This window comes from Corynebacterium sp. p3-SID1056 (assembly GCF_025152525.1).
Lineage (GTDB): Bacteria > Actinomycetota > Actinomycetes > Mycobacteriales > Mycobacteriaceae > Corynebacterium.
In genome coordinates this window covers 72879-95894 of the sequence record NZ_JALXXL010000004.1, presented here as the reverse complement: position 1 = coordinate 95894, position 23016 = coordinate 72879, and the positions used below count along the sequence as shown (strand labels likewise).

The following is a 23016-nucleotide window of genomic DNA, read 5'->3' as shown; positions in this document are numbered from 1 at the left end:
TGCAGTCATGGCTTTCTTCGACGCGTCCCGCATGCTCTCCTTCGACCTGGAAACTACCTCGGTCAACCCGCGCGAGGCCCGCATTGTCACCTCCGCGCTCGTGCGTATCGACGGGCGCGAGGTCACCGCCAACGAGACCCTGGCAGACCCCGGCGTGGAGATCCCCGAAGCGGCCGCCGCGGTCCACGGGATCAGCACGGAAAAGGCGCGCGCTGAGGGCCGCGACCACGACGAGGTGCTGCGCGAGACGGTGAACGCGATCAAACAGGGCTGGGAGGACGGGCTCACACTCATCGTGTTTAACGCCCCATACGACTTGAGCGTGCTGCGCGCGCTGACTGGTGATTTCACCGTCACCGGTCCGGTGTTCGACCCGCTGCTCATCGACCGGGCGCGCGACCGATACCGCAAGGGCAAGCGCAACCTGGGCGCGCTGTGCGAGCATTACGGGGTGCGGCTCGACAACGCGCACGAGGCCACCTCGGACGCGATGGCCGCGGCGCGCATCGCCTGGAAGCAGGTGCGCAAGGTGTGGCCGGAGCTCGCGGAGATGGACACCGACGAGCTCATGGAGTACCAGGCCGTGGAAAACTACCGCATCCAGACGGATTTGAAGAAGTGGCTGGAGTCGCGCGGGCGCGATGCCTCCACCGTGAGTATGGGCTGGCCGATGGTGGGCTAAAGCTCCGCGCTAAGTTCTTCCGCCATCTCGCGGGCGGCGCGGTAGTTCGCCGCGGTGTCCACAAGCGTGGCGGCTGGCTCCGCGTACACGTCGATAGTGGTGCGCGCCGGATCAATCTGTAGCTCATCAAAGACGCGGTAGAGCTCGCGCGGTGCCATCGTCGGGATCGCGATGCGGCTGCCCTGATCCAGCAGGCGAGCCAGCGCGTCCTTGTCGCAAGCGCGGGGGTCGACGGTGAGCCACGGGGTGTCGTCGAGAAGCTGCGGCGTGTGCAATAGGTGCTCCCCGAAGCGCTGCAAGGTTTCCTGCGGCTCGGGGATGGCGCGGATGGTCTCGTAATCGGTCGTGCCTTCAAGCGTGCCTGCGGTGACTTCCGGCAGCAGCGGCTCGTCAAGCTGCAGCACGGTTGAACCGAAGCGGGAGGCGACATCGCGGCGGTGCTCATCACAAGCTTCGAGCAGCGCGTCGGTGAGATCGCGCAGCGCGCCGTCGTCGGTGATCATGCGGTGCCCGTTGGGCATCTCCACCTCGGCGGCAAGCGTAAACGGGCCGACCAGCTGCACCTTGACTGCATCCGCTTTGCCGTGCCACGCCTCCTCGAGCACGTCCAGGTCGCGGGCCATGCGGTCGGCGTCGGCGCGTTTGCGGGCTGCGACGCGCCAACCTCGGGGCCCGGGCGCGATCGGGATTTCCAACAGCGCGGCCGTGCGACCGATCGCGTCCGAGCCCACGCCGCGCTCCGGCAGCTGCGGGATGTGCGGCAGGGGCGACTCGGAGCGCACCACGTCGGCGGCCTGCGCGAGGTCTGTGCCGGGCAAGGGCCCAAGCCCAAAAGCAGTTGCATTCACGGCACCGATGATACGGACGTGCGGTTAAGCTATGCGCATGGCTCTCGAACAATTCACGGGCTGGACCTTCATCTCCCCCTGCCCTGTCCCCAGCGACATTCAGGACATCCTCGCCCACGGCGAACAGCCGATCCAAGCGTTCAAAACAATCCGCGACGCGGCCGTGTTTACCACCAAGCGCCTGATTATCCGCGACGCGCAGGGCATGACAGGCAAGAAGGTCGAGATGTATTCCATCCCCTTCAAAGCGGTGACCATGTGGTCGACCGAAAACGCCGGCAGGATGCTCGACTGGAACGCAGAGCTTGAGCTGTGGACCAACGTCGGCCACTTCAAGATCAACCTGGGCAAGGAGATCGATATCCGCGGCATCGACCGCTTGATCGCCTCCTGCGTGTTCGGCGTCTCCTAGGCGGTCGCGCAGATCGTGCCGGAGCCGAGCACTATGTCGCCAAGCCCGTCCGGGTCGGGCAGGTAGAGCACCGCGGCCTGGCCGCGCGCCACGCCCTCGAGCGGGGTGTGCAGATCAAGGGTCATCGAGTCGTCGTCGATGCGCGCGGTGCACTTGACGACGCCACCGTGCGCCCGAATCTGCACATTCGCCTCAAACTCGCCCTCCATGGCTGGGTGAAGCACCTTGAGCCGGTCTGCGGTGATCTGGTGGACCTTGAGCGCCTCGCGCGGGCCCACCGTCACGGTGCCGGTTGAGGTATCGACGTCGGTGACGTAACGCGGCTTGCCGTCGGCAGCCGGCACCCGCAGATCCAGCCCGCGGCGCTGGCCGATCGTGTATTGGAACGCCCCGTCGTGCTCCTTGAGCTCCGTGCCGTCCTGATCCTTGATCAGCCCGGGCCGCATGCCAATCGAGCGGCCGAGGAAGGCCTGCGTGTTGCCGTCCGGGATGAAGCAGATGTCGTAGGAATCCGGTTTCGTGGCCGTCGAAAAGCCGTGCGCGGCGGCCTCCTCCCGGATCTGCGGCTTCTCCGTATCGCCGACCGGGAAGAGGCAGCGGTTGAGCTCATCACGGGTGAGCACGCCGAGGACGTAGGACTGGTCCTTGTTGGGGTCGGTGGAGCGCCGCAGATTGCCGTCCTCGTCGATAATTGCGTAGTGCCCGGTGGCAACGGCGTCGAAGCCAAGCGTGACGGCGCGTTCGAGCAGCGCCGCGAACTTGATCTTCTCGTTGCAACGCAGGCACGGGTTGGGGGTCTCGCCGTGCTCGTAGGACCAGACGAAGTTATCAATCACGTCTTCTTTGAAGCGATCCGAGAAGTCCCACACGTAGAAAGGGATACCCAGCTTGTCGCACACCCGGCGCGCGTCCGCGGAATCCTCGAGCGAGCAGCAGCCGCGGGCCGACTCGCGGGTCTGCTGCGCGTCTTTGGACAGCGCGAGGTGCACGCCGACGACGTCGTGGCCCTGCTCTACCAGGCGCGCAGCCGCCACTGAGCTGTCCACGCCCCCACTCATCGCTGCTAGTACTCGCATGTGGCGGAAGTGTACCCTTCGCGTGCGAACGGAGGAAAGCGCTGACCGGATCATGCCGGATCATACTGTGGCATGACGCGTGCGCGGTCCCTCTTGGCTAGGTTGAGGCGTATGTCGCTTCCTTCCCTTCCCTCGCCGCTGCGCGCGCGTGACGTGGGCGTCGCCGTTATTTTGGTGGCATGCGCCTTAATCGGGGTGATCAGTGCCGCGGGCCCCGTGTGGCCGTTACTGCTGTGCGTTGCCTGGGTGGCTATTGCGCCCTTCGCACGCTGGCGGTGGCCGCTGTCCACGGTCCTTGTCGCGGTGGCGTTGTTGGCGGTGAGGGCCTTCAGCCCCATGCTTTCTGTCGCCGAGATCGTGGTGGCGACGTTCGCCGCCTACATCACTCGACGCAATGTGCGCCCCGGGGTGCGTGACGCCATGGCTGCAGCGCTCGTCGCGGGCGATATTCTCGCGCTTTCGCTCGTCTCGCCAGCATTGCGGAGCCTGCCTCTCGACGAGCGCCTCCCCTACCTCGCGTGGAGCGCCACGCTACTCGTCTCTGCCGGACTCCTGGGTGAATTGCGTCGCCGGGCGGAGGAAGCTGCAACACGCGAGATCGAGCACGCGCTGCAGCAACAACAAGCTGAGTTCGAGCGCACGATGGCCGAGCAGCGGGCGTTTCTTGCCCGCGAGATCCACGACGTAGTCACTCACTCCCTTGCTGTCATCGTCGCGCAAGCCGACGGCGGGCGTTACGGCGAGCCAGCGGCCAAGGACGAGGCGCTGCGCACCATCGGCGAGGTCGGCCGGGAGTCGCTGACCCAGATGCGTGAGGTCGTCGCGCTGTTGCGTGCGCCCGAGTCGCGGCCGGTCGAGCCTTCGCCTTCCTCGCTTGATCTCGACGAGCTCGTCCGCACGAGCCAGCTTGGTGGCCTCGAAGTGGAGTACACGGTCACCGGCACGGCCCCGGCGCAGCTGCCGCTGGCCACCTCCCTTGCTGTGAGTCGCGTGGTGCAGGAGGCGCTCACGAATGCGCTCAAGCACGGCGACGGCACCGCCACGCTCGATGTAGCGTGGCACAGTGACGCGCTGGTGGTCACCGTGGACAACCCCGTCTCCGGCAAGCCAGCGACACACGCGGGCCACGGGCTGCGGGGGATGCGCGAGCGCGCCTCGCTCATCGGCGGGTCGGTGCAAGCGGGACCGAGCGGCCCGCAGCGCTGGACCACTGCGCTGCGCGTCCCCTACCCCGCACCCGACACGATGGAGCAGAAATGAGCACAATCCACGTCGGTATCGTCGATGACCAGGCGTTGTTCCTCCACGGGATCCAGCGTGTGATCGACTCTCAGCCGGATCTGTCTGTGGAGTGGCTGGCTGCCAACGGTGCCGAGGCGCTCGAACAACACGCGCAGCGCCCGGTCGACCTCGTGCTCATGGACGTGCAGATGCCGGTGCTCGACGGCATCACCGCCACCGCCGAGTATGCCCGCCGCTTCCCCGCGGCCAAGGTGGTCATCCTCACCACATTCGACGACGAGGACTACGTGGTCAACGCGCTCACCGCCGGCGCGAGCGGATTCCTCCTCAAAGACGCCGAGCCCGAAGCGCTTCTCGACGCAATCCGCACCGTCGCCGCCGGCGACGCCGTCATCTCCCCACGCGCCACCAAACGCATCATCGGCCGGCTGGCCAACCACACGGAGATAGCACACACCATCCCGAAAGAGGACCGCCTCGCGCTAGACGAGCTCACCGCCCGCGAGCGCGAAGTCCTGGTCGCGATCGGTCGCGGCTGGTCCAACGCGGAGATCGCCGAGCGCATGTTCATCTCCATGCCCACCGTAAAGACACATGTGGGACGAATCCTGGCGAAGACGCACTCGCGCGACCGCGTCCACGCGGCACTCTTTGCCTACCGCACCAGCCTTGTCGACCGCGCCGATCTGCTCACTCATCCCGAGGTATGACGCGAAAGATGGTACCCAGCTCCGATGCTTTCGCAGCCGCGTCCCGCGAAAGTAGAGGCCATGGACACACCAATCATTACTACGCGGGGTCTGACGAAGGCCTACGGTACACACACGGTCGTCGATAAGCTTTCGCTCGAAGTACCCAAGGGAGCGGTGCACGGGCTGCTGGGGCCGAATGGCTCCGGCAAATCGACAACAATGAAGATGCTGCTCGGCCTGACCACCCCCACCGCCGGCGAGATCACCGTCATGGGCCGGCCGATGACGCGGGCCACGCGCGGCGAGGTGCTGAGCGGCATCGGCTCGCTCATTGAATCGCCGGCGGCGTACCCGCACCTCACAGGTGCCGAGAACATTCGGATCGTCACAAGGCTGTTCAAGGCCGATCCAGCACATGCCCAGCGCGCGGTGCGCCTCGTGCGGCTTGAACGTCACATGGACAAGCAAGTGAAAAACTTTTCGCTCGGCATGAAGCAGCGCCTCGGCATCGCGTTCGCACTCGTGCGAGACCCGCAGCTGCTTATCCTCGACGAGCCGACCAACGGCCTCGACCCGGCCGGGATCGAGGAGATCCGCGAACTGATCATCAGCCTCGCGCGCGACGAGGGCCGCACCGTTCTCGTCTCAAGCCACCTGCTTTCCGAGATTGAAAAAATGGCCACCAGCCTGAGCATCATCAACCAGGGCAAGCTGGTCTTTCAGGGCTCGCAGCAAGAGCTTTTCGACGCCCACCTGCCCGACCTCTTCATCCAAACGCCTTCTGCCACCGCGGCCGCTTCGGTTTTACGCGAGCGGCAGCCGCGCATCGTGTCCGGCGGCGTGGAGCTGCCCGGGCTGAGCGACGACGACGTCGCCGCCGTGTGCGCACACCTTGTCGCCCGCGGGGTCCCGATCCACCAGGTGGTGCGGGCGCGCCGCAGCCTCGAAGAGATCTTCATCGGTATGACGGGGCGGGAAGGATTAAGCGCATGAACATCGAAATACTGAAACTGCGGCGCACGCACATCTTGCTGCTCGGCGGTGCGCTCTCGCTCGGCATCGTACTGTTCGCCTCCATGAACTTGTTCGCCGACGGGCAGGTGGACACGTTTGTCACCGATCCAGCCGCGGCGTGGTCCGGGCAGCTCATCGGTGTTGCAATGTCGCTTGCGTTTCTCACCCCGTTGCAAATGGCGCTGCTTGCCAGTCGCGCGGTAGATAACGAGCACGCAAGCGGTGGCTGGCTGCTCAACGCGGTAGCGGGCACCCGGCAAGGATCACTGCTGCGCCGCAAGCTGTGCGTGCTCGCGCCCCTGATTGCCGCGCTCAAGCTGCTCGAGTTCGGCGGGTGCATCGCGTTCCCGATCCTGCTCGGGGCACCGCTGCCGAGCGGAAGCACCGCCAGGGCTTGGGCGCTCTTCGCAATCGCAGCTGTCGTTACGAGCGTCGCGCTCGCCAGCGCCATGCTCGTGCTTGCAGCGGTGAGCGAGTCGCAGATCGGGGTACTCGCGTGCGGCGTGGTCGGCGGGTTCTGCGGCATCGTCTCGCTGTTGTCTCCCGCCTGGCTCGCCGCAATCAACCCCTTCGGGTATTTCGCAGTGCTGCTCCCCTACACCTTCGCGGATGCAGGACCCGTACCGGCGCAGCCAGGGTGGGCGCTGTGGTGCGTCTACGTCGCGCTGCTTGGCGCGGGCTTTTTCGCTTCGACGCGCGCGCTCAACAGAAAGGAAATCTAGCCATGCTATTCAACGAGTTCATGAAACTCCGACGCGCACACGTCGCTATCGTCCCCCTTGCGCTGCCGTTGATCGCAGTCGTTTTCGGCGCGGGCAACTACACCGCAAATGCCGAGACGCTGGACTCCGGCTGGCACTCTTACTGGTCCCAGGCAACGTTGTTCTACGGCATGCTTTTCATGGTCGCCGGCATCGCGATTCTCGCCTCGGCGGCGTGGCGCGTGGAACACCGCGGCGGCAATTGGCACACCCTGCTTACGTCAGCCCGTTCGGCGGCAAGCCTGGTCACCGCCAAGCTCGGCGTCATTGTGGCGCTTACAGCGATCATGCAGTTCGTCTTCATCCTCTTCAGCACCGTCGGCGGATGGCTCGTGGGACTGCCCGGTCTGCCTCCGCGAGCACTACTCGCCTCTGCGCTCTTCGCTGTGGTTCCGGCAGCGGCGGTCGCCGCGTGGCAGAGCTTCGTCTCGATGGTGATTCGCAGCTTCGCTATGCCAGTCGCCATCGGTGTAGTGGCGAGCATCCTTGCATTCGGCACGATCGCCGCGGGTTTCCCAGCTGCGCAGTTCCTTCTTCCGCCCGTCGGGGTGTCCAAGGCGCTCTGGATGGGCAGCACCGCGGTCGCGGATGCAAACGCGCTCTCGCTGGGCACGCTGACCAATCTCACCACGAGTGCCCTCTTCTTGGCCGCAGCAGGCTGGCTCGCATCACTCGCGTACCTACGCTTCGTCGATGTGAAAGCCTAGCGAGTACCCTGCCAAGGCATGGCTGCGAAAAGCGAGACGTACCCGATCGATACCGGTGAAGCCGAGGTCCACCACGAACCCGACGGCTCGATGGTGCTGTTGGTCAACGGGGTGCCCAGCTCGCACATCGTGCCCGGCGAGCCGCAGCGACTTGACTTCGAATACATGCGCTGGATCGCTGACTTCCTCAACTCGCTCCAGCTCGGCGATACACCCCGCTGGCTGAAGCCGCGCCTCACCCATCTGGGCGGAGCAGCCTGCTCACTGCCGCGCTACTTCGCCGCCGCGTGGCCCGGCTCGCGCAACACCGTCGTGGAGATCGACAGCCGTCTCGCCGAACTCGCACGCGAGCTTTTCGACGTCCCGCGCTCCCCCGCCGTCAAGATCCGCGTCGGCGACGCGCGCGAAGTCACGGACTCGTTTAAACCGGCAACCCGCGACGTGTTGATCCGCGACGTGTTCGCGCAGGCCCTGACCCCGCGCGAGCTCACCACCGTGGAGTTCTACCAGCAGGTGCGCACGTGCTTGAGCGAGAACGGCGTCTACGTCGCCAACTGCGGCTCGCACGCCGACCTGAAAGAGGCGAAAGAGGAGCTGGCCGGGATGTGCGAGGTGTTCCCGTACGTCGCGGCGATCGCCGACCCGCCGATGCTCAAAGGACGGCGCTACGGCAACATCGTGCTCATCGGGGCGAACACCCCGCTTGAGGCGAGCCCACAGCTCACGCGCGACCTGCTCAAGGGCGCAGTTCCCGCGCACTTCAAAGGCGAGCAGTGGGCCCGGAACTTAGCCACGACCCCGCGCCACGATTAGTACACATACGCAAAACCGGCACCCCACGTGGGGTGCCGGTGCTCGGAGCGCTAACGCGCGTTACTTCGTCGCGTTGTCCAGTAAGATCAGCAGGTCGCCGATCTGGTAATCACCGATCATCATGTTGCGCAGGTCCTCAACCGGCAGCTCGCCCTCGGCAGCAAGTTGGCCGACCAGCGCGGCGATATTGCGCGCGTCCTGCTCGCTAAAGCCGGCCTGATCTGCAGCATCGGCCAGGCCCGCGACCCCGAGCGCACCGCCGGCGAGCGCGAGGATGGCCACCACGAGCGCGGTGTTGTCCTGCTCCAGGACGGCCAACTCGCCGGAGTCGGACGCCTGGAACTTCTCCAGCACGCCGCCGCCCGCATTGAGGTTGCCGGCGGCGAAGCTCATGAACTGGCCCGCGTTGCCGTTGAACAGGTTCATGTCCACTGCGGCGTTGATACCGGCTACACGCCCGGAATCAGAGCGCTGCCAGAAGCTCAGGTGGTCCCAGCCACCGACCGGGGCTGGCGGCTGGTTCTGGTACGCGGCCAGCCACAGCGGGTAGCGCGTGAACGCGTTGGTGTTGTCCATGCGCTCGTACCAGAAATAGCGGTAGGTATACAGCATCGGTGTGCGCCCGGTGCACGCCTCGAGCTCGCCCATAAACAGCTGAGTCCACGCCGCGAGCTGGGTCGGGCCGAGCCCTTCATTGACCTCGAGGTCGAGCACCGGCGGCAGCTGGTTGCGCGGGCCCGCGTTGATGGTGTCGGCGAAGTGGCGTGCCTGCGCGATCGGGTCGGTTGCCGGGCGTGCGTAGTGGTAGGCGCCAATCTTGACGCCGGCCTCGCTCGCCGCCTGCGCGTCCTGGGCGTAGAAGTCGTTGACGTAGTCGGTGCCCTCGGTCGCCTTGATAAAGGCAAACTGCTGGCCGCCCGGGCCGGCAACCATACGCCAGTCGATCGGCCCGCCTCCGGGATGCTGGTGCGCGGCGACGTCGACACCGTTGATCAGGCCGGGCAAGGCCTGAGCGTCGGCGGGCTTTTGCCCAAACGGGCTGGCTACCAGCAGCGTGAAGGTCAGGGCGGCGGTAACAACTGCGGCGGTCAGCGCCTTGAGTGTGTTCTGGCGCGCGGTGCGCGCGTGCTTAAGCGTCCGAGGTGCGTACATATCCGGCACTTTAGCGCACTCGAGTCACACCTTTCACACCAGACACACCGGTGGGCGTCGAAAAGCTCGGCCGAATTTACAGTGAGCCGGCGAGGCGCGCGCGCTCGATCACCGCGGGAAGCTCGGCAACAACCGTGTCAATGTCCGCGGCGGTGGAGGTGCGGCCGAGCGTCAGCCGCAGCGCGCCCATCCCTTCCCCGGTAGGCACGCCCATCGCCTCAAGCACGTGCGACAAGCGGTGCACGCCTGCCGAACAGGCGGATCCGGCCGAGGCCTCGATGCCGAGCGAGTCGAGCAGCATGAGCATGGATTCGGCCTCCGCGCCCGGGAACATCAGGTGCGCGTGCCCCGGCAGGCGCGGTTCCGGGGTGGTAACCAGCGTGTTCGGCACGGCGGCGACGATGCGCTCGATGAGCTCGTCGCGCAGCTGCGACACGCGCGCATTTTCCGCCTCGCGTTCAGCCAGCGCCTCGCGCAGCGCCGCGGCAGTAGCGGCAGCCGCCGCCACGTCGACTGTGCCTGGCCGCAGCCCGCGTTCCTGCCCACCACCGAGCAGTACCGGTTGCGGCACTGGCGAGCGACGGGCGAGCAAAATGCCGCTGCCGCGCGGGCCACCGAACTTGTGCGCGCTGGCGGCCAGCGTGGTCGCGCCGCTGTCGTGGAAGTTGACGTCCTCTTTCCCCACCGCCTGCACCGCATCAATGTGTAGTGGTGTGCCAACCGCCGCGGCACGCTCGGCGGCCTCGCGCACGGGTTGTACCGCGCCGGTCTCGTTATTCGCCCACATCATCGTGGCTACCGCGGCCGGGGTATCCAAGGCGCTCAAGTTCCGGAGATGCCCACCCCGATCCGGTTCCAACCACGCGAGCTCGGCCCCTTCAGTCTGGCCCAGGGACTTGACTGTCTCCAGCACGGCAGAATGCTCGATGGTGCTCGCCACAACCCGGTTCGTGCCCGCCTCTTCGCGGCGCGCCCGGTAAAGCCCACGCACCGCGATATTGTCCGCCTCTGTGCCGGAGCCGGTAAAGACGACCTCGACCGGGTCGGCACCGAGCAGCTCGGCAATATCCTCGCGCGCCTGCGAGAGCACCGCGCCTGCGGCCCTCCCCGAGGCGTACTGGCCACCCGGGTTCACCGCGCCGGCGTGTTCGACCCAGGCGTCGATAGCCGCCTGGCGCATGGGGGTCGTTGCTGCGTGATCGAGATACACCATGCCGCTTATGGTAGCGGTCGGTGCTCCCGGGCACCGCAGACGTAGGCGACCGCGTCGTCGCCAATACGCGCGATGACGACGCCGCGCTGCTGTGCCCCCTTCAACTTCAGCTTCTTGCGCAGCGCATCCGGGTCCACATTGACCCCGCGCACAAGGATTTCTACCGCGCCCGCATCGTGGTTTCGCAGCGCGGCCTTGAGCTTTTTAAGCGGGACTGCATCAAGCACGCGGAAACCGCTGTAGCCCGGCGGGATCGTATCGCCACTCAAGAACGCTAGGTGCGGGTCGAGCTGCCACAGCCCGTGCGCTTCTGCCCACGCACGCACAAGGCCTGCGCGAATGATCGCCCCATCGGGCTCGATGATCCACTCGCCCGGCTGGCGAACCTCGGCCGGTTCAGCAGCATGCTCGTCACCGTGGCCGCGCACCGTCTCGCTAAAACCGTCGCTGCGCAGCACGACCGCCTCCCGCCCGCGGCCGATCCCGGGGGTGTACAGGCAGGTCTCTTTCACCCCGCCGTCGAGCGATACCACGCTCACGAAGCCCTCCCACTCGCTGTAGTCGATGCCCGGCGCGCACTTGACGGCAAGCTCGGTACCCGGGTACGCCGCGACCAGGTCAGGCAGGGGTGGTTCCAGCTGTGCTGGGTCGGTGATGCGGCGCCCCTTGCTGCGCCGTGCAGGATCCGCCACGATCACCCCGCCGGGCAGCCTGCCGACCGTGGTGGCGGGAGCGAGCGCATCGGCGCGCAGGAGCCAGGCGTCGTCGCCCAGATTGAATCTGGCCATGCGCAGCCGGGCGGCTGAGAGGTCCGAGCCGAGCCAGCCAAGGCCCGCGTCAATCATGTGCGGTGCCTCTGAGCCGACCGAGCACGTCACGTCGTGGACGCATGTGGCTCCCGCAGCGGCGAGCGTGCGGGCGCGGTGGGCAGCCACCGGCGCGGGCGTTGCCTGCTGGGCCGCGTCCGAGTCGGTCAACCACCAATCGGGGAACTTCCCCGCCGCCTGACGCTGTGCGGCAATCAGTGCTGAGACAGCGCGGGCGTATTCTCCGAATTCGGCGTCGAGGCGCGCGCGGTCGGCGAACACGCTCGCCTTGCTCAGCTCGAGTTCCGGGGCAAGCGCCCGGATGCGGTCGGCGTTGGCGGCGAGGTAGTCCACCTCAGTCGCGTGAAATGCCATAGCGGCGTCCAATCCGATCTTTCGGGGTGAAGGTGAAAAACTCGGTGAAGCGCTCGTCGTCCACAGGGTCACCAATCACCGGGGAAATCGTGGCGTTTTTCGCAGACTCCAGCACCTCGTCGACGGTGTGAAAACCTTCGATCAACCGCAGCTGCGCCCAGGTCGCGGGCGCAAAGCGCACCAGCCCGTGGCGCCAGCCGTCCAGCAAGAGCGACGGCGGGAACCAGTTGGCGTCGTCGGCCTCCCCGGTATTGCCGTCGGGCTCCTGCCCGGTCGGATTCGCGGCGAGGAAACTGAAGGTGTCGAACCAATTGCCGCGCTCGGACTGCCCGACCCACCTGCCGAAAGGCTTGAGCAGGTCGGCGCAGACGTTGAGGTCGTGGGCGCGCAGCACGTCGGTCAGCGAGATGTCGTGGGATTCCAGAAGGAGGCGCTGGTGGTGGAACGGGCGGGCGTCGCCAAGCAGCTTGCCCTCGTCGTCGACGGCGAGCAGCGTGCCGGTCTCCTCGAAGAGCTCGCGCACCGCGGCGAACACGAGTGCGTGCGCCTTGTACTTGGTCACGCCGAGTTGGCGGGCCATGGAGATCGCGCTGCGGCCGAGCCACAGGTCGCCGTCGTTCCAGGCGCGGCCCGGGAAATCGCGGCTGTCTACCCCACCGCCGGGAAAGACGGTGACCCCGGGGTAGTTTTTCATGCTGAGCACGCGCTCTTGCATCCATACTTCGATGCCTGCGGCGGTATCGCGCAGCAGGAGTACCGTGGCCGACATGCGCGCACCGTGGAAGCCACTGACCTCGGTGACATCGATCTCGTCGCCGCGGTCAGCAGAAAACGCCCCAACGCTTCGCTGCATGTCTTGACCCATACTTTTCAAGACTACGGGGCATCTTCTGCTTGTCGACGCCCCGCCGCCCCTACTTCCTGTGCGCCCCCGCACGGGCTGCGCGGGCCCGGCGCGCGAAGAAGCGCCCCTCGTCACGGGTCACCTCGATGGGCTGGTGGTAGGCCTTGGACACGTTCTCACTGGTGAGCACGTCGTCGATGAGGCCTTGCGCGATGATTTCCCCCTCATCCAGGAGCATAGCGTGGGTGAACCCGTACGGGATCTCCTCTAAGTGGTGGGTGATCATCACCATCGCCGGGGCGTCCGGGTCCAAGGCGAGCTCGCCGAGGTAGGCGATGAGATCCTCGCGGCCGCCCAGGTCCATGCCGGCGGCAGGCTCGTCCATAATGAGCAGCTCCGGGTTGATCATCACCGCGCGGGCGATAAGTACCCGCTTCTTCTCGCCGTCCGAGAGTGTGCCCCACCTGCGGTCGATCAGGTGGATGGCGCCGACCTGCTCGAGCACGTCCATCGCCTGGGCGTAGTCCATCTCGTCGTAGTCCTCGCGCCAGCGCCCGACGATGGCGTAGCCGGCGGAAACAACCAGGTCGCCGACCTTCTCGTCGTCGGGGATGCGCGTCGCGATCGCCGAGGAGGTCAGTCCGATGGCCGCGCGCAGGTCGCGCATGTCGGTACGCCCCAACTGCTCGCCAAGCACAAACGCGGTCCCCTTGGAGGGAAACTCCAGCGCCGAGGCCATCCGAATCAGGGTCGTCTTGCCGGCCCCGTTTGGGCCGATCACGACCCAGCGTTCGTCGAGCTCCACCTGCCAGTCGACCGGGCCGACGAGGCGCGCGCCGCCGCGCGAAAATTCCACCCCGCGGAAGTCGATCAGAAGGTCCGGGTCCGTTCCTGGTTCAGTCGCTTGTGCATCATTCACGGTTCCCATTCTGTCCTATTTTCTCGCTCGCGTGGGGAAGTTGCATTCGGCGTGCCAAAGGTGCCCCAAAGGTACCCCAAAGGTTAGGCGCAACTTAGCCAAGTAGAACGCCGCGTCTTTCGCTACTCTTGGCAGTGATATACACGGATATACACGCGACGACATACACGCGACGGACGAGGTAAAGATACAGCATGGTTGCAAGGTTCGGAATAGATGACGTTCGCCCCCAGGTCTCCGGGCGGACACTCCCCGCTAAGGCGGTCGTCGGCGAAGTGGTCCCTGTCTCCGCGCTCGTCTGGCGCGAGGGCCACGATGCGGTCGCGGCCACGCTCGTGATCACCTCCCCGGACGGCGACCAGTACTCGGTGCACATGCACCCGGAGCCCTTCCGCCCGGACTACGTCCACTCCGTGTTCGTACCCGATGAGCAAGGGCTGTGGAACTACCGCATCGACGCGTGGTCCGATGTCATGGCCACCTGGCGCAACGCCGTGACCAAGAAGCTCGATGCGGGCCAATCCGCCGCCGAGATGGCCAACGACATCGCCCACGGCATCGAGCTTTTCGACGCTGCCGCGGACCAAACCCCCGCCCCCGACAGCGAGGTGCTTCGCGATGTCGCCACCGCGCTTGCCGACGACACCTTGCCACTTGCCGAGCGCATCCACGCCGGGCTCAACGAGGATGTCCTCGATGTACTGGCGGCCTACCCGCTGCGCGAACTCGTCACCCACGGCCCGACCTGCGACGTCGCCGTCGAACGCCGAGAGGCACTGGTCAACTCCTGGTACGAGCTGTTCCCCCGCTCCACCGGCGGCTGGGACGAGGACGGCCGCCCGGTGCACGGCACGTGGGAGACCACCGCGGCCGCACTGGACCGAGTCGCCGCGATGGGCTTTGACACCGTCTACTTCCCGCCGATCCACCCCATCGGCGAGGTCAACCGCAAGGGGCGGAACAACTCGGTCACGGCCGAGCCCGGCGACGTCGGCTCGCCGTGGGCCATCGGCTCGCACCACGGCGGCCACGACGCGTTCCACCCCGAGCTCGGCGGCGAGGCGGAGTTCCTCGAGATGCTGCGCCACGCCGAGCAGCTCGGGCTGGAGGTCGCCTTAGACTTCGCACTACAGGCCGCCCCCGATCACCCGTGGGCCAAGGCGCACCCCGAATTCTTCACGGTGCTCGCCGACGGGACAATCGCGTACGCGGAGAACCCTCCGAAGAAGTACCAGGATATCTACCCCATCAACTTTGATAATGACCCTGAGACGCTCTACAACGAGGTCTATTCGGTGATCATGTACTGGGTGGAGCTGGGCATTTCCACATTCCGCGTCGACAACCCGCACACCAAGCCGGTGAACTTCTGGCACTGGCTCATCGCGAAGGTGCACGAGACCCACCCAGACGTCATCTTCCTCGCCGAGGCGTTTACGCGCCCGCCGCGCATGTACGGCCTGTCCAAGGCGGGCTTTTCCCAGTCCTACACGCACTTCACGTGGAAGGTAAGCAAGGAAGAGCTCACCGATTTTGCGCAACTGTGCGTCGACGTGGCCGACGTCTCCCGGCCGAACCTGTTCGTCAACACCCCGGATATTCTGCACGCCTCGCTGCAGCAGGGCGGGCCCGCGGCCTTCGCGATCCGCGCGACCCTCGCCGCGACGATGAGCCCGCTGTGGGGCGTGTACTCGGGCTTCGAGCTCTACGAGTCCATCCCCGTGCGCGGCGGCTCGGAAGAATACCTGGACTCCGAAAAGTACGAGTTGCGCCCACGCGACTTCGAGGCGGCGCTGGAACGTGGCGAGTCCCTCGAGCCCTACCTCACCTTGCTCAACTCGATCCGCCGCCAGCAGCCGGCGCTCCAGCAGCTCCGCCAGATCCGCTTCCACGACGTGACCAACGATCAGATTCTGGCCTACTCCAAGGTCGACGCCGTCACCGGTAACGCCATCGTCGTCGTGGTGAACCTGGATCCCTGGCACACCCAGGAGGGCATGGTGCACATCGACGCCGGCGCGGTCGGCCTCGACGAAGGCGAGCCCTTCCAGGTACACGACCTGATCACCGGCGAACGCTACAACTGGGGTTCGCACAACTACGTCCGGCTTACACCGCAAAATAACGTGGCGCACATTTTCCGCCTGCCAGAGGTGGCAACGGAGCGTCGAGAAGCATTGGCCTACCGCCAGATCTCTGACCACGATTACCGCCCCTAAAAAGCTCAACCTGGATACTGATAAGAAAGACGATTATGACCGGCCACGACCTCTCCCCCGCAGCACTGATCCCGGAGCACGACCGCGCGCGCTTGCTCCAGTGCAAGCATCACGCGCCGCACGACTTTTACGGCCGCCACCTGGTGGCAGGCAACACGGTGGTGCGCACCCGCCTGCTCGGCGCGACGGACGTGCAACTGCTTATCCATAACGAGAAGATCCAGATGGTTGATACCGGCGACGACATCTGGATCGCCGAGCTCGAAGGCGAGCACGCAAGCGATTACCGGCTCCGAGTGACCTACCCCGAAGCCGAACCGCAGATTATCGCGGACCCGTATTACTTCCTGCCTTCGGTCGGCTCCCTCGACCTCCACCTCATTGGCGAGGGCCGCCACGAGCGCCTCTGGGAGGTACTCGGCGCGAATACGAAGACCTACACCACCGACCTGGGCCAGGTCACCGGCACCGCCTTTGCGGTGTGGGCGCCCAACGCGCTCGGTGTGGCCGTCGTGGGCGATTTCTGCGGTTGGAACCCGAACCAGTACCCGATGCGCTCTCTCGGCTCTACGGGTGTGTGGGAGATCTTCATCCCCGGCATCAACGCCGGCGCGCACTACAAGTTCGCCGTGCAGACGTCCGACGGCGGCCGCAAGGACAAGGCAGACCCCTTGGCGAAGGCCACCCTCGCTCCTCCGGAGACAGTCTCCGTGGTCGCAGGGCCGAGCGAGTACGAATGGCGAGACGCCGAGTGGATGCAGAAACGCCAGGGCATCGACCCGACGAACTCGGCGATGAGCGTCTACGAGTGCCACATCGGGTCCTGGAAGCAGGGCGCGAACTACAACACGCTGCGCGAAGAGCTCGTGCCGTACCTGGTGGACAACGGCTTCACCCACGTCGAGTTCCTCCCCGTCGCCGAGCACCCCTTCGGCGGCTCCTGGGGTTACCAGGTCACCGGCTACTACGCACCGACCGCGCGCTGGGGCACCCCGGATGAATTCCGCGCGCTTGTCGACGAGCTGCACGCCAACAACATCGGCGTCATCGTCGACTGGGTCCCCGCGCACTTCCCCAAGGACGACTTCGCTCTCGCACGCTTCGACGGCACCGCGCTCTACGAGCACCCGGACTGGCGCCGCGGCGAGCAGAAGGACTGGGGCACCTACGTCTTCAACTTTGGCCGCAACGAGGTTCGTAACTTCCTCGTGGCAAACGCTCTCTACTGGTGCGAGGAGTTCCACCTCGACGGGCTCCGCGTCGATGCGGTCGCGTCCATGCTCTACCTCGATTACTCGCGCGAGCCCGGCGAGTGGCTGCCGAACCAATTCGGCGGGCGCGAGCACTGGGACGCCGTGCAGTTCCTCCAGGAGATGAACGCCACGGTGCACCGCACCCACCCGGGCGTGGTCACGGTCGCAGAGGAATCCACCGCCTGGCCCGGGGTCACCGCCCTGACCGAGTCGGACGGCCTGGGCTTCTCCCTCAAGTGGAACATGGGCTGGATGAACGACACCTTGGAGTACTTCTCACTCGACCCGGTGCACCGCTCGTACCACCACAACGAGATTACCTTCTCGCTGGTCTACGCCTTTAGCGAGAAGTACGTCCTCCCCTTCAGCCACGACGAGGTTGTCCATGGCAAGGGCTCGCTGTGGTCCCGCATGCCTGGCGACGATTGGAACAAGGCCGCCGGCCTACGCGCCCTCTACGGCTACATGTTCTCCCACCCGGGCAAGCAGCTGCTGTTCATGGGCTGCGAGTGGGGCCAAACCACGGAATGGGACGAGTCGCACTCGATCAACTGGGACAACGTCGACAGCGGGTGGGGCCACGAGTACCACCGCGGCATCCAGCGCCTCGTGCGCGACCTCAACATGGTCTACCGCGACACCCCGGCGCTGTTCTCCCAGGACAACACCCCGATGGGCTTCCAGTGGATCAAGGGCGACGACGCGCAACACAACATTTTGTCCTACATCCGCTGGGGCGCGGACGGCTCCGCGGTGCTCGCCGTAGTCAACCTCTCCGGCACCTCGCAGCCGGACTACCGCCTCGGCTCGCCCAAGGCTGGCACGTGGGAGCTCTTGATCAATACCGACGCCGGTATTTACGGCGGTGCCGATAACCCGCTCGCCAGCGAGGTGCACACCGAGCCCACGGTCTGGGACCAGTTCGACCAGTCGCTCAGCCTGCACATCCCAGCTATGAGTGTGCAGCTGTACACACTGCGCGGCTAGGTAAGTGAAGTAGCCAATATCACTGGCCCGCCGTGCTCGAGTAGCGCGGCGGGCTTGGTTTGTGCGAAGCGGTGCCGCGGGGCGGGGTGCGCGGCGCGCCGTTTTCCGCCCCTGCGGAATTAGTCTGGGAGTTAGCTGGGCAATCAGCAGCGGGGCAACACGTACTCCGCCCGCCCAAACGGTCAGCCAGGCTAAAACAGCGCGCTGGCCAGGTTGGTACGCGCCTGGATCACGCGCGGGTCATCGGGTGCAAACAGGGTGAACAGCTCAAGCAGGCGTGCCTTCGCCTCCGGTGCCGCCTTCACGTAGCGCAGCAGGCGATCGAAAGCTTTCTCCGGTGCTCCCGCGACGACCTCCGCGTCCGCGGCGGCGAGTTGCTTGTCCACGTCTTCAGGGGCCTGCTCCGCTTCAGCGATCGGGTCAGTCGTGCGGTTCTGCGGGTCAAGACGACGCAGCACTGCAACCGTCGCCTTTGCTTGCTTGACCGGCTGGTTGTCCGGCTCCTCAGTCAGAATCGCGTCGTAGATGGCGGTGGCTGCGTCGAAGTCGCCGCGGTTGAGTGCCGCAGTTGCCTCATCCAGGCGCGGGTCCTCCGCGGCTGCGTCCTCCGCCGCAGGCTCTTCGCCAAGCCCCTGCAGCTGCGGGCCCACGTTAGTGACCAAGGCATCAACCCACTGCTTGAGCTGCTCTACAGGCTGGTTGCCTTCGAAGTTAGTCACCGGCTGCCCGGCCGCAAGCGCGACAACGGTTGGCAGCGCGCGCAGGCCGAACATCTGGGCCACCTGTGGCGTCGCGTCCGCGTCAACGTAGGCGACCATGAACTTGCGTTGGTTGGCGGAGAGCGTCTTGAACGTCTCCTTGAGCGTCTCAGAGTCCTCCGAGCGCTGCGTGCCGAACATCAGCACAACCGGCACTTGCATCGAACGCTGGAACGCACGCGCCTCGATGTCTTTCTCATCGACGGTGATAAAGGGCTCGAAGCCGCCTTCCTTGAGTTGCTGCTGTGCTTCCTTCTGCTCGACCAGCTTGTTCAGATCTACTGCCCCAGGGCCGAAATCCGGCATAGCGTGTTCTCCTTTTCATCGCTTCTCATGCTCTTCGGAAAAGTGTTTCTCCAGCGACGCTACCTTTTGGTGCATCATGTCGGTGTATCCGGGACGGATATCCGCTTTGATGACCAACGATACCCGCGGCGACACGGCTTCGACTGCCTGCGTCGCGCGTTTAATCACGTCCATGACCTCGTCCCACTCCCCCTCAATCGTGGTAAACATGGCCGTCGTCTCATGGGGTAAACCAGATTCGCGCACCACGCGCACGGCGCGCGACACTGCCTCGGACATCTCTGCGGTGGCGTTGTTGGTGACGGTCGGCGCGACTGAGAATGCAGCAATCATGCGCCCAGCCTACCTTGGGCTACCGCTTCTTCCAGCAGTGCTTGTGCCAATGCCGACGGTCATCACCTCGACCCCCGGTATCGCGCGGCCAGGCCACCACGTGGGCCACACCCGGCGGGATGTTTTGGTTACAGCGGGGGCACACATAGAATTTCTTCGCTGCGCCCGACCCAATCTGGCGCACGAGGTACACCTCCCCGTTACTCCAGCTCGGCCCTTCCTCCTCTTGGGTGCCAATAAAGGTTGAGCCGTCGCGTGGCAGCACATACGACGGGGTGACGTTGCGGCGACGGTTTCTCCTCGGCATGCCGCTCGCCCCTTAAAACAAGCGCAGCTCGTCGGATTCGATGCCGCGCAGCTCGTCGTAGTCCAGGGTCAGGCAACGGAACCCCCGATCCTCGGCCAAAGTACGCGCCTGCGGTTTGATCTGCTGGGCGGCAAACACGCCTTCAACCGGGCGCAACAACTCATCCCGGTTCAGTAGCTCGACGTAGCGCGTGAGCTGCTCCACGCCGTCAATCCCACCGCGGCGTTTGATCTCCACCGCCACCGTCTTGCCCTCGGCGTCGCGGGCGAGCAGATCAACTGGGCCAATTGCAGTGGGGTACTCGCGGCGCACCAGGCTGTACCCCTCGCCCAGCGTGGTGATGTGCTCAGCCAGTAACTCCTGCAGGTGGGTCTCCACCCCGTCTTTGACCAGCCCTGGATCTTCGCCGAGCTCGTAGGTAGAGTCCGCCACTATCTCTTCGACGGTGATACGCAGCTGCTCGCCCTTGGGGTTCTCCACGATCCAGAGCGCTTCCCCGGTGTCTTCGCCGTCAATGTCCAATACTGGTTCTTCCTTCAACGTGCATGGCGGCGTCATCCAATTCAGCGGCTTATAGGCGCGGTCGTCGGCGTGGACGGAGACCGAACCATCCGACTTCAGCAGGATCAAGCGCAGCGCGGACGGCAAGTGTGCCGCAAGACGGCCAACGTAGTCGACAGAGCAACGAGCTATGACAAGACGCATGCCCCACAGACTACCGCCCGGGCAGCACGAGGTGACAAGAAGGCTAGGCCTTACCGCGCTGCACCCGCTGGGCGAGTGCGCGAAAATCCACCCGCTCCTGCCTGCGGTCCGGAGCCGACTCCACCCAGGAAATCAGCGCCATCTCCACATGCCGCTCAGCGGCGAACTCAAAATCCCCCATTGGCGAAGAAAGCTGCAGTACCGTCGTCACCCCGGGCATAATCACTTGCTCATCCGGGGAAAGCTCTCGCACGCCATTGAATGTAAGGTCACGACGGTCGAAAGAGACGTCGTAATTCGACGACAACGAGCGAAGCTTGTAAAACTGCAGCTCTTCACCCGTGTATTTGACCACCCCATGGCGCCAGCCGTGCACCCCTGCCGCTGGCAATTTGCGAATCAGGCCGCGCGCCCCTGCGTTGCGGAACATGACAAAACGCCACAACGCAATACCTGCGATACCAATGATCACGAGCAGCAGCGCAGAAAGGATGATATCCAAACCAACCTCCCTGCAAAATCCCGTTATTGTGCTTGGATGCCGCCCAAGGCTCCGTCGCTTAGCTGACATTCTACTTCGCAGTGCAAAGGTTGCCAACCGCGTGCACAAGATGCCAAGCGCCCCCGCCTACCTTGCGGTACGCGGGGGCGCTTGTGGTGGTACGGGCGTGTGACGCCCCTCCTTCAAAGGCGGGTCTGCCTAGCGAGACGCGCTGCGGCGCACCGCAGCGAGCTCAGCCTCGGACCGGTGCTTCACGTCTTCGTCCTGAGCCTGAAGGCCGGACTCTGCCTCAGCGGAGTCGACCTCGTCTGCGAAGATCGCGTAGTCGGCGAGGATAGTCACCTTGTCGCCTTGCACGGAGAGGAACCCGCCCTGCACAGCGGCAACGATGCGGTCGCCGCTGGTGGGACGGATGGTCACCACACCGTTTTCCTTGAGCTGGCCAAGGAACGGCTCGTGACCTGGCAGCACGCCGATCTCACCTTCGATGGTCTGGGCGGTGACGATGCTGGCCGGACCCGACCAGAGCATTCGATCTACCGACACCAGTTGAGCGGTAAGTTCAGCCATGTCTGCCTCCTAGCCCTGCAGCTTCTGGTAAGCAGCCTCGACGTCGTCAAGGCCACCGAGGTTGCTGAAGGCCTGCTCCGGGTAGGCGTCGAACTCGCCCTCGCAGAGCTTGTCGAAGGCCTCGATGGTCTCCTCGAGCGGCACGTAGGAGCCCTCATCGCCGGTGAACTTCTTCGCAACGAAGAAGTTCTGGCCGAGGAAGCGCTGCAGCTTACGTGCACGCATGACGGTGATCTTGTCCTCTTCGGACAGCTCGTCCATACCGAGGATGGCGATGATGTCCTGCAGCTCCTTGTTCTTCTGCAGGATACCGATCACCTTCTGCGCAACTGCGTAGTGGCGCTCGCCGACGATGCCCGGCTCCAGGATGCGGGACGTGGAGGTCAGCGGGTCCACTGCCGGGTAAATACCCTTGGAGGCAATGGAACGCGACAGCTCGGTCGTCGCATCCAGGTGCGCGAAGGTCGTTGCCGGTGCCGGGTCGGTGTAGTCATCGGCCGGCACGTACACAGCCTGCAGCGAGGTAATCGAGCGACCCTTGGTCGAGGTAATACGCTCCTGCAGCACACCCATCTCGTCTGCCAGGGTGGGCTGGTAGCCCACAGCCGAAGGCATGCGGCCCAGCAGGGTCGAAACCTCGGAACCAGCCTGGGTGAAACGGAAGATGTTGTCGATGAACAGCAGCACGTCCTGGTTCTGCACATCGCGGAAGTACTCCGCCATGGTCAGACCGGACAGGGCGACGCGCATACGCACCCCCGGCGGCTCATCCATCTGGCCGAAGACAAGTGCGGTATCGGGAAGGACGCCCATGTCTTCCATCTCGAGGAAGAGGTCGGTGCCCTCACGGGTACGCTCGCCGACGCCGGCGAACACGGAGGTACCGGAGAACTCGCGAGCAATACGGGTAATCATCTCCTGGATGAGCACCGTCTTACCCACACCAGCACCACCGAAGAGGCCGATCTTGCCGCCCTTCACGTACGGGGTGAGCAGGTCGATGACCTTAATACCGGTCTCCAGGATCTCGGTCTTACCCTCGAGGTCCTTGAACGCCGGCGGCTCGCGGTGGATGCCCCAGCGCTCGCCGTTTTCGCCCACGCTCGGGTCGTCCAGGCACTGGCCGAGTGCGTTGAACACGTGGCCCTTGACCTGGTCGCCGACCGGAACGGAGATCGGGTTGCCGGTGTCGCGCACCTTTGCGCCACGCACCAGGCCGTCGGTCGGGGCCATGGCGATGGTACGCAGGAGGTTGTCGCCCAGGAACTGGGCAACCTCGAGGATGATCGTGCGGGACATGCCCTCGAGATCGATGTCTACCTCGAGAGCGTTGTACAGAGCGGGCAGCTCGCCGCGCGGGAACTCCACGTCGACGACTGCACCGATTACGCGAACGACGCGTCCGTTGTCAGAACCCGCCGGGTTCTGCGCGGACTGTGCCTCGCGGGCTTGTGCCTGGGTGTCGGCCTCGCCCGTTGGCTCATCGTTGCGCTCATCAAAAGATTGAGCAGTAGTCATGA

At 65.3% G+C, this 23016-nt stretch carries 24 protein-coding genes; 10 read left to right on the top strand and 14 right to left on the bottom strand.

Going from position 1 to position 23016, the window contains the following annotated elements; genetic code table 11:
* The first annotated feature begins 7 nt into the window (after positions 1–7).
* Positions 8–682: a 3'-5' exonuclease gene (locus M3G14_RS04960; protein ID WP_259925114.1), complete on the top strand. Its 675-nt coding sequence runs from the start codon at positions 8–10 to the stop codon at positions 680–682.
* Here M3G14_RS04960 and M3G14_RS04955 read toward each other — a convergent pair.
* Positions 679–1530 carry a methionine synthase gene (locus M3G14_RS04955; protein ID WP_259925113.1) on the bottom strand — a complete coding sequence of 284 codons (852 nt, stop codon included), beginning with the start codon at positions 1528–1530 and terminating at the stop codon, positions 679–681. The genes M3G14_RS04960 and M3G14_RS04955 overlap by 4 nt on opposite strands.
* Before the next feature lie 37 nt (positions 1531–1567).
* Between M3G14_RS04955 and M3G14_RS04950 the strand changes: the two genes are divergently transcribed.
* Positions 1568–1942 carry a PH domain-containing protein gene (locus tag M3G14_RS04950; RefSeq protein ID WP_259925112.1) on the top strand — a complete coding sequence of 125 codons (375 nt, stop codon included), beginning with the start codon at positions 1568–1570 and terminating at the stop codon, positions 1940–1942.
* Here M3G14_RS04950 and mnmA read toward each other — a convergent pair.
* Complete coding sequence (gene mnmA, locus M3G14_RS04945) at positions 1939–3018, bottom strand: tRNA 2-thiouridine(34) synthase MnmA (protein WP_259925111.1); 1080 nt, start codon at positions 3016–3018, stop codon at positions 1939–1941. The two genes, M3G14_RS04950 and mnmA, sit on opposite strands and share 4 nt — an antisense overlap.
* 111 nt (positions 3019–3129) lie before the next feature.
* Here mnmA and M3G14_RS04940 point away from each other — a divergent pair, with 111 nt between their 5' ends.
* The 6 genes from M3G14_RS04940 to M3G14_RS04915 are packed head-to-tail and all read left to right on the top strand — an operon-like array spanning position 3130 to position 8247.
* Positions 3130–4278, top strand: a complete 1149-nt coding sequence (locus M3G14_RS04940; RefSeq protein ID WP_259925107.1) for a sensor histidine kinase — start codon at positions 3130–3132, stop codon at positions 4276–4278.
* Positions 4275–4970 (top strand): response regulator transcription factor, encoded by a 696-nt coding sequence (locus M3G14_RS04935; protein WP_259925102.1) that lies wholly within the window; start codon positions 4275–4277, stop codon positions 4968–4970. Before M3G14_RS04940 ends, M3G14_RS04935 begins: the two co-directional genes overlap by 4 nt.
* Positions 4971–5030: 60 nt before the next feature.
* A complete protein-coding gene (locus tag M3G14_RS04930) occupies positions 5031–5945 on the top strand; it encodes an ABC transporter ATP-binding protein (RefSeq protein ID WP_259925100.1) in 915 nt (304 codons plus the stop codon).
* Positions 5942–6688, top strand: a complete 747-nt coding sequence (locus tag M3G14_RS04925; protein ID WP_259925099.1) for an ABC transporter permease — start codon at positions 5942–5944, stop codon at positions 6686–6688. Before M3G14_RS04930 ends, M3G14_RS04925 begins: the two co-directional genes overlap by 4 nt.
* 2 nt (positions 6689–6690) lie before the next feature.
* The gene (locus M3G14_RS04920) at positions 6691–7434 is read left to right on the top strand and encodes an ABC transporter permease (protein ID WP_259925098.1); all 744 of its coding nucleotides are present in this window, start codon (positions 6691–6693) and stop codon (positions 7432–7434) included.
* Positions 7435–7452: 18 nt separating this feature from the next.
* On the top strand, positions 7453–8247 hold the full coding sequence (locus M3G14_RS04915; protein ID WP_259925097.1) for a spermidine synthase: 795 nt from the start codon (positions 7453–7455) through the stop codon (positions 8245–8247).
* A gap of 60 nt (positions 8248–8307) precedes the next feature.
* On the opposite strand, the gene M3G14_RS04910 is transcribed toward M3G14_RS04915, so the two are convergent.
* The 5 genes from M3G14_RS04910 to M3G14_RS04890 form a co-directional block, all read right to left on the bottom strand.
* A complete protein-coding gene (locus tag M3G14_RS04910) occupies positions 8308–9399 on the bottom strand; it encodes a glycoside hydrolase family 25 protein (RefSeq protein ID WP_259925096.1) in 1092 nt (363 codons plus the stop codon).
* Between the two features lie 76 nt (positions 9400–9475).
* Positions 9476–10612, bottom strand: a complete 1137-nt coding sequence (locus tag M3G14_RS04905) for a cysteine desulfurase family protein (RefSeq protein WP_259925095.1) — start codon at positions 10610–10612, stop codon at positions 9476–9478.
* A 5-nt stretch (positions 10613–10617) separates the two neighbouring features.
* Complete coding sequence (locus M3G14_RS04900) at positions 10618–11793, bottom strand: THUMP-like domain-containing protein (RefSeq protein WP_259925094.1); 1176 nt, start codon at positions 11791–11793, stop codon at positions 10618–10620.
* Entirely contained in the window at positions 11774–12646 is an 873-nt protein-coding gene (locus tag M3G14_RS04895) for an NUDIX domain-containing protein (RefSeq protein ID WP_259925093.1), read from the bottom strand. Before M3G14_RS04895 ends, M3G14_RS04900 begins: the two co-directional genes overlap by 20 nt.
* A gap of 61 nt (positions 12647–12707) precedes the next feature.
* The gene (locus M3G14_RS04890) at positions 12708–13556 is read right to left on the bottom strand and encodes an ABC transporter ATP-binding protein (RefSeq protein ID WP_396122191.1); all 849 of its coding nucleotides are present in this window, start codon (positions 13554–13556) and stop codon (positions 12708–12710) included.
* 194 nt (positions 13557–13750) lie between these two features.
* On the opposite strand from M3G14_RS04890, the gene M3G14_RS04885 reads away from it, so the two are divergent.
* Together M3G14_RS04885 and glgB are read left to right on the top strand one after the other, a co-directional pair.
* Positions 13751–15775 carry a maltotransferase domain-containing protein gene (locus tag M3G14_RS04885; protein WP_259925091.1) on the top strand — a complete coding sequence of 675 codons (2025 nt, stop codon included), beginning with the start codon at positions 13751–13753 and terminating at the stop codon, positions 15773–15775.
* 35 nt (positions 15776–15810) lie between these two features.
* Positions 15811–18015, top strand: coding sequence for a 1,4-alpha-glucan branching protein GlgB (gene glgB / locus M3G14_RS04880; RefSeq protein WP_259925090.1), 2205 nt, complete (start codon positions 15811–15813; stop codon positions 18013–18015).
* A 191-nt stretch (positions 18016–18206) separates the two neighbouring features.
* Here the strand turns inward: glgB and M3G14_RS04875 are convergent, their stop codons facing one another.
* The 7 genes from M3G14_RS04875 to atpD all read right to left on the bottom strand — a co-directional run bounded on the left by M3G14_RS04875 (position 18207) and on the right by atpD (position 23014).
* Positions 18207–19079 carry a tetratricopeptide repeat protein gene (locus M3G14_RS04875; protein WP_259925089.1) on the bottom strand — a complete coding sequence of 291 codons (873 nt, stop codon included), beginning with the start codon at positions 19077–19079 and terminating at the stop codon, positions 18207–18209.
* 15 nt (positions 19080–19094) lie between these two features.
* The gene (locus M3G14_RS04870) at positions 19095–19412 is read right to left on the bottom strand and encodes a thiamine-binding protein (protein WP_259925087.1); all 318 of its coding nucleotides are present in this window, start codon (positions 19410–19412) and stop codon (positions 19095–19097) included.
* Positions 19413–19431: 19 nt separating this feature from the next.
* Positions 19432–19719, bottom strand: coding sequence for a hypothetical protein (locus tag M3G14_RS04865; RefSeq protein ID WP_259925086.1), 288 nt, complete (start codon positions 19717–19719; stop codon positions 19432–19434).
* Positions 19720–19731: 12 nt separating this feature from the next.
* Positions 19732–20424: an endonuclease NucS gene (gene nucS / locus M3G14_RS04860; protein WP_259925085.1), complete on the bottom strand. Its 693-nt coding sequence runs from the start codon at positions 20422–20424 to the stop codon at positions 19732–19734.
* Between the two features lie 43 nt (positions 20425–20467).
* Positions 20468–20926 (bottom strand): DUF2550 domain-containing protein, encoded by a 459-nt coding sequence (locus M3G14_RS04855; RefSeq protein WP_259925084.1) that lies wholly within the window; start codon positions 20924–20926, stop codon positions 20468–20470.
* 198 nt (positions 20927–21124) lie between these two features.
* Positions 21125–21496, bottom strand: a complete 372-nt coding sequence (locus M3G14_RS04850) for a F0F1 ATP synthase subunit epsilon (protein WP_259925082.1) — start codon at positions 21494–21496, stop codon at positions 21125–21127.
* A 9-nt stretch (positions 21497–21505) separates the two neighbouring features.
* Entirely contained in the window at positions 21506–23014 is a 1509-nt protein-coding gene (gene atpD / locus M3G14_RS04845; protein WP_259925079.1) for a F0F1 ATP synthase subunit beta, read from the bottom strand.
* Positions 23015–23016: the final 2 nt, after the last annotated feature.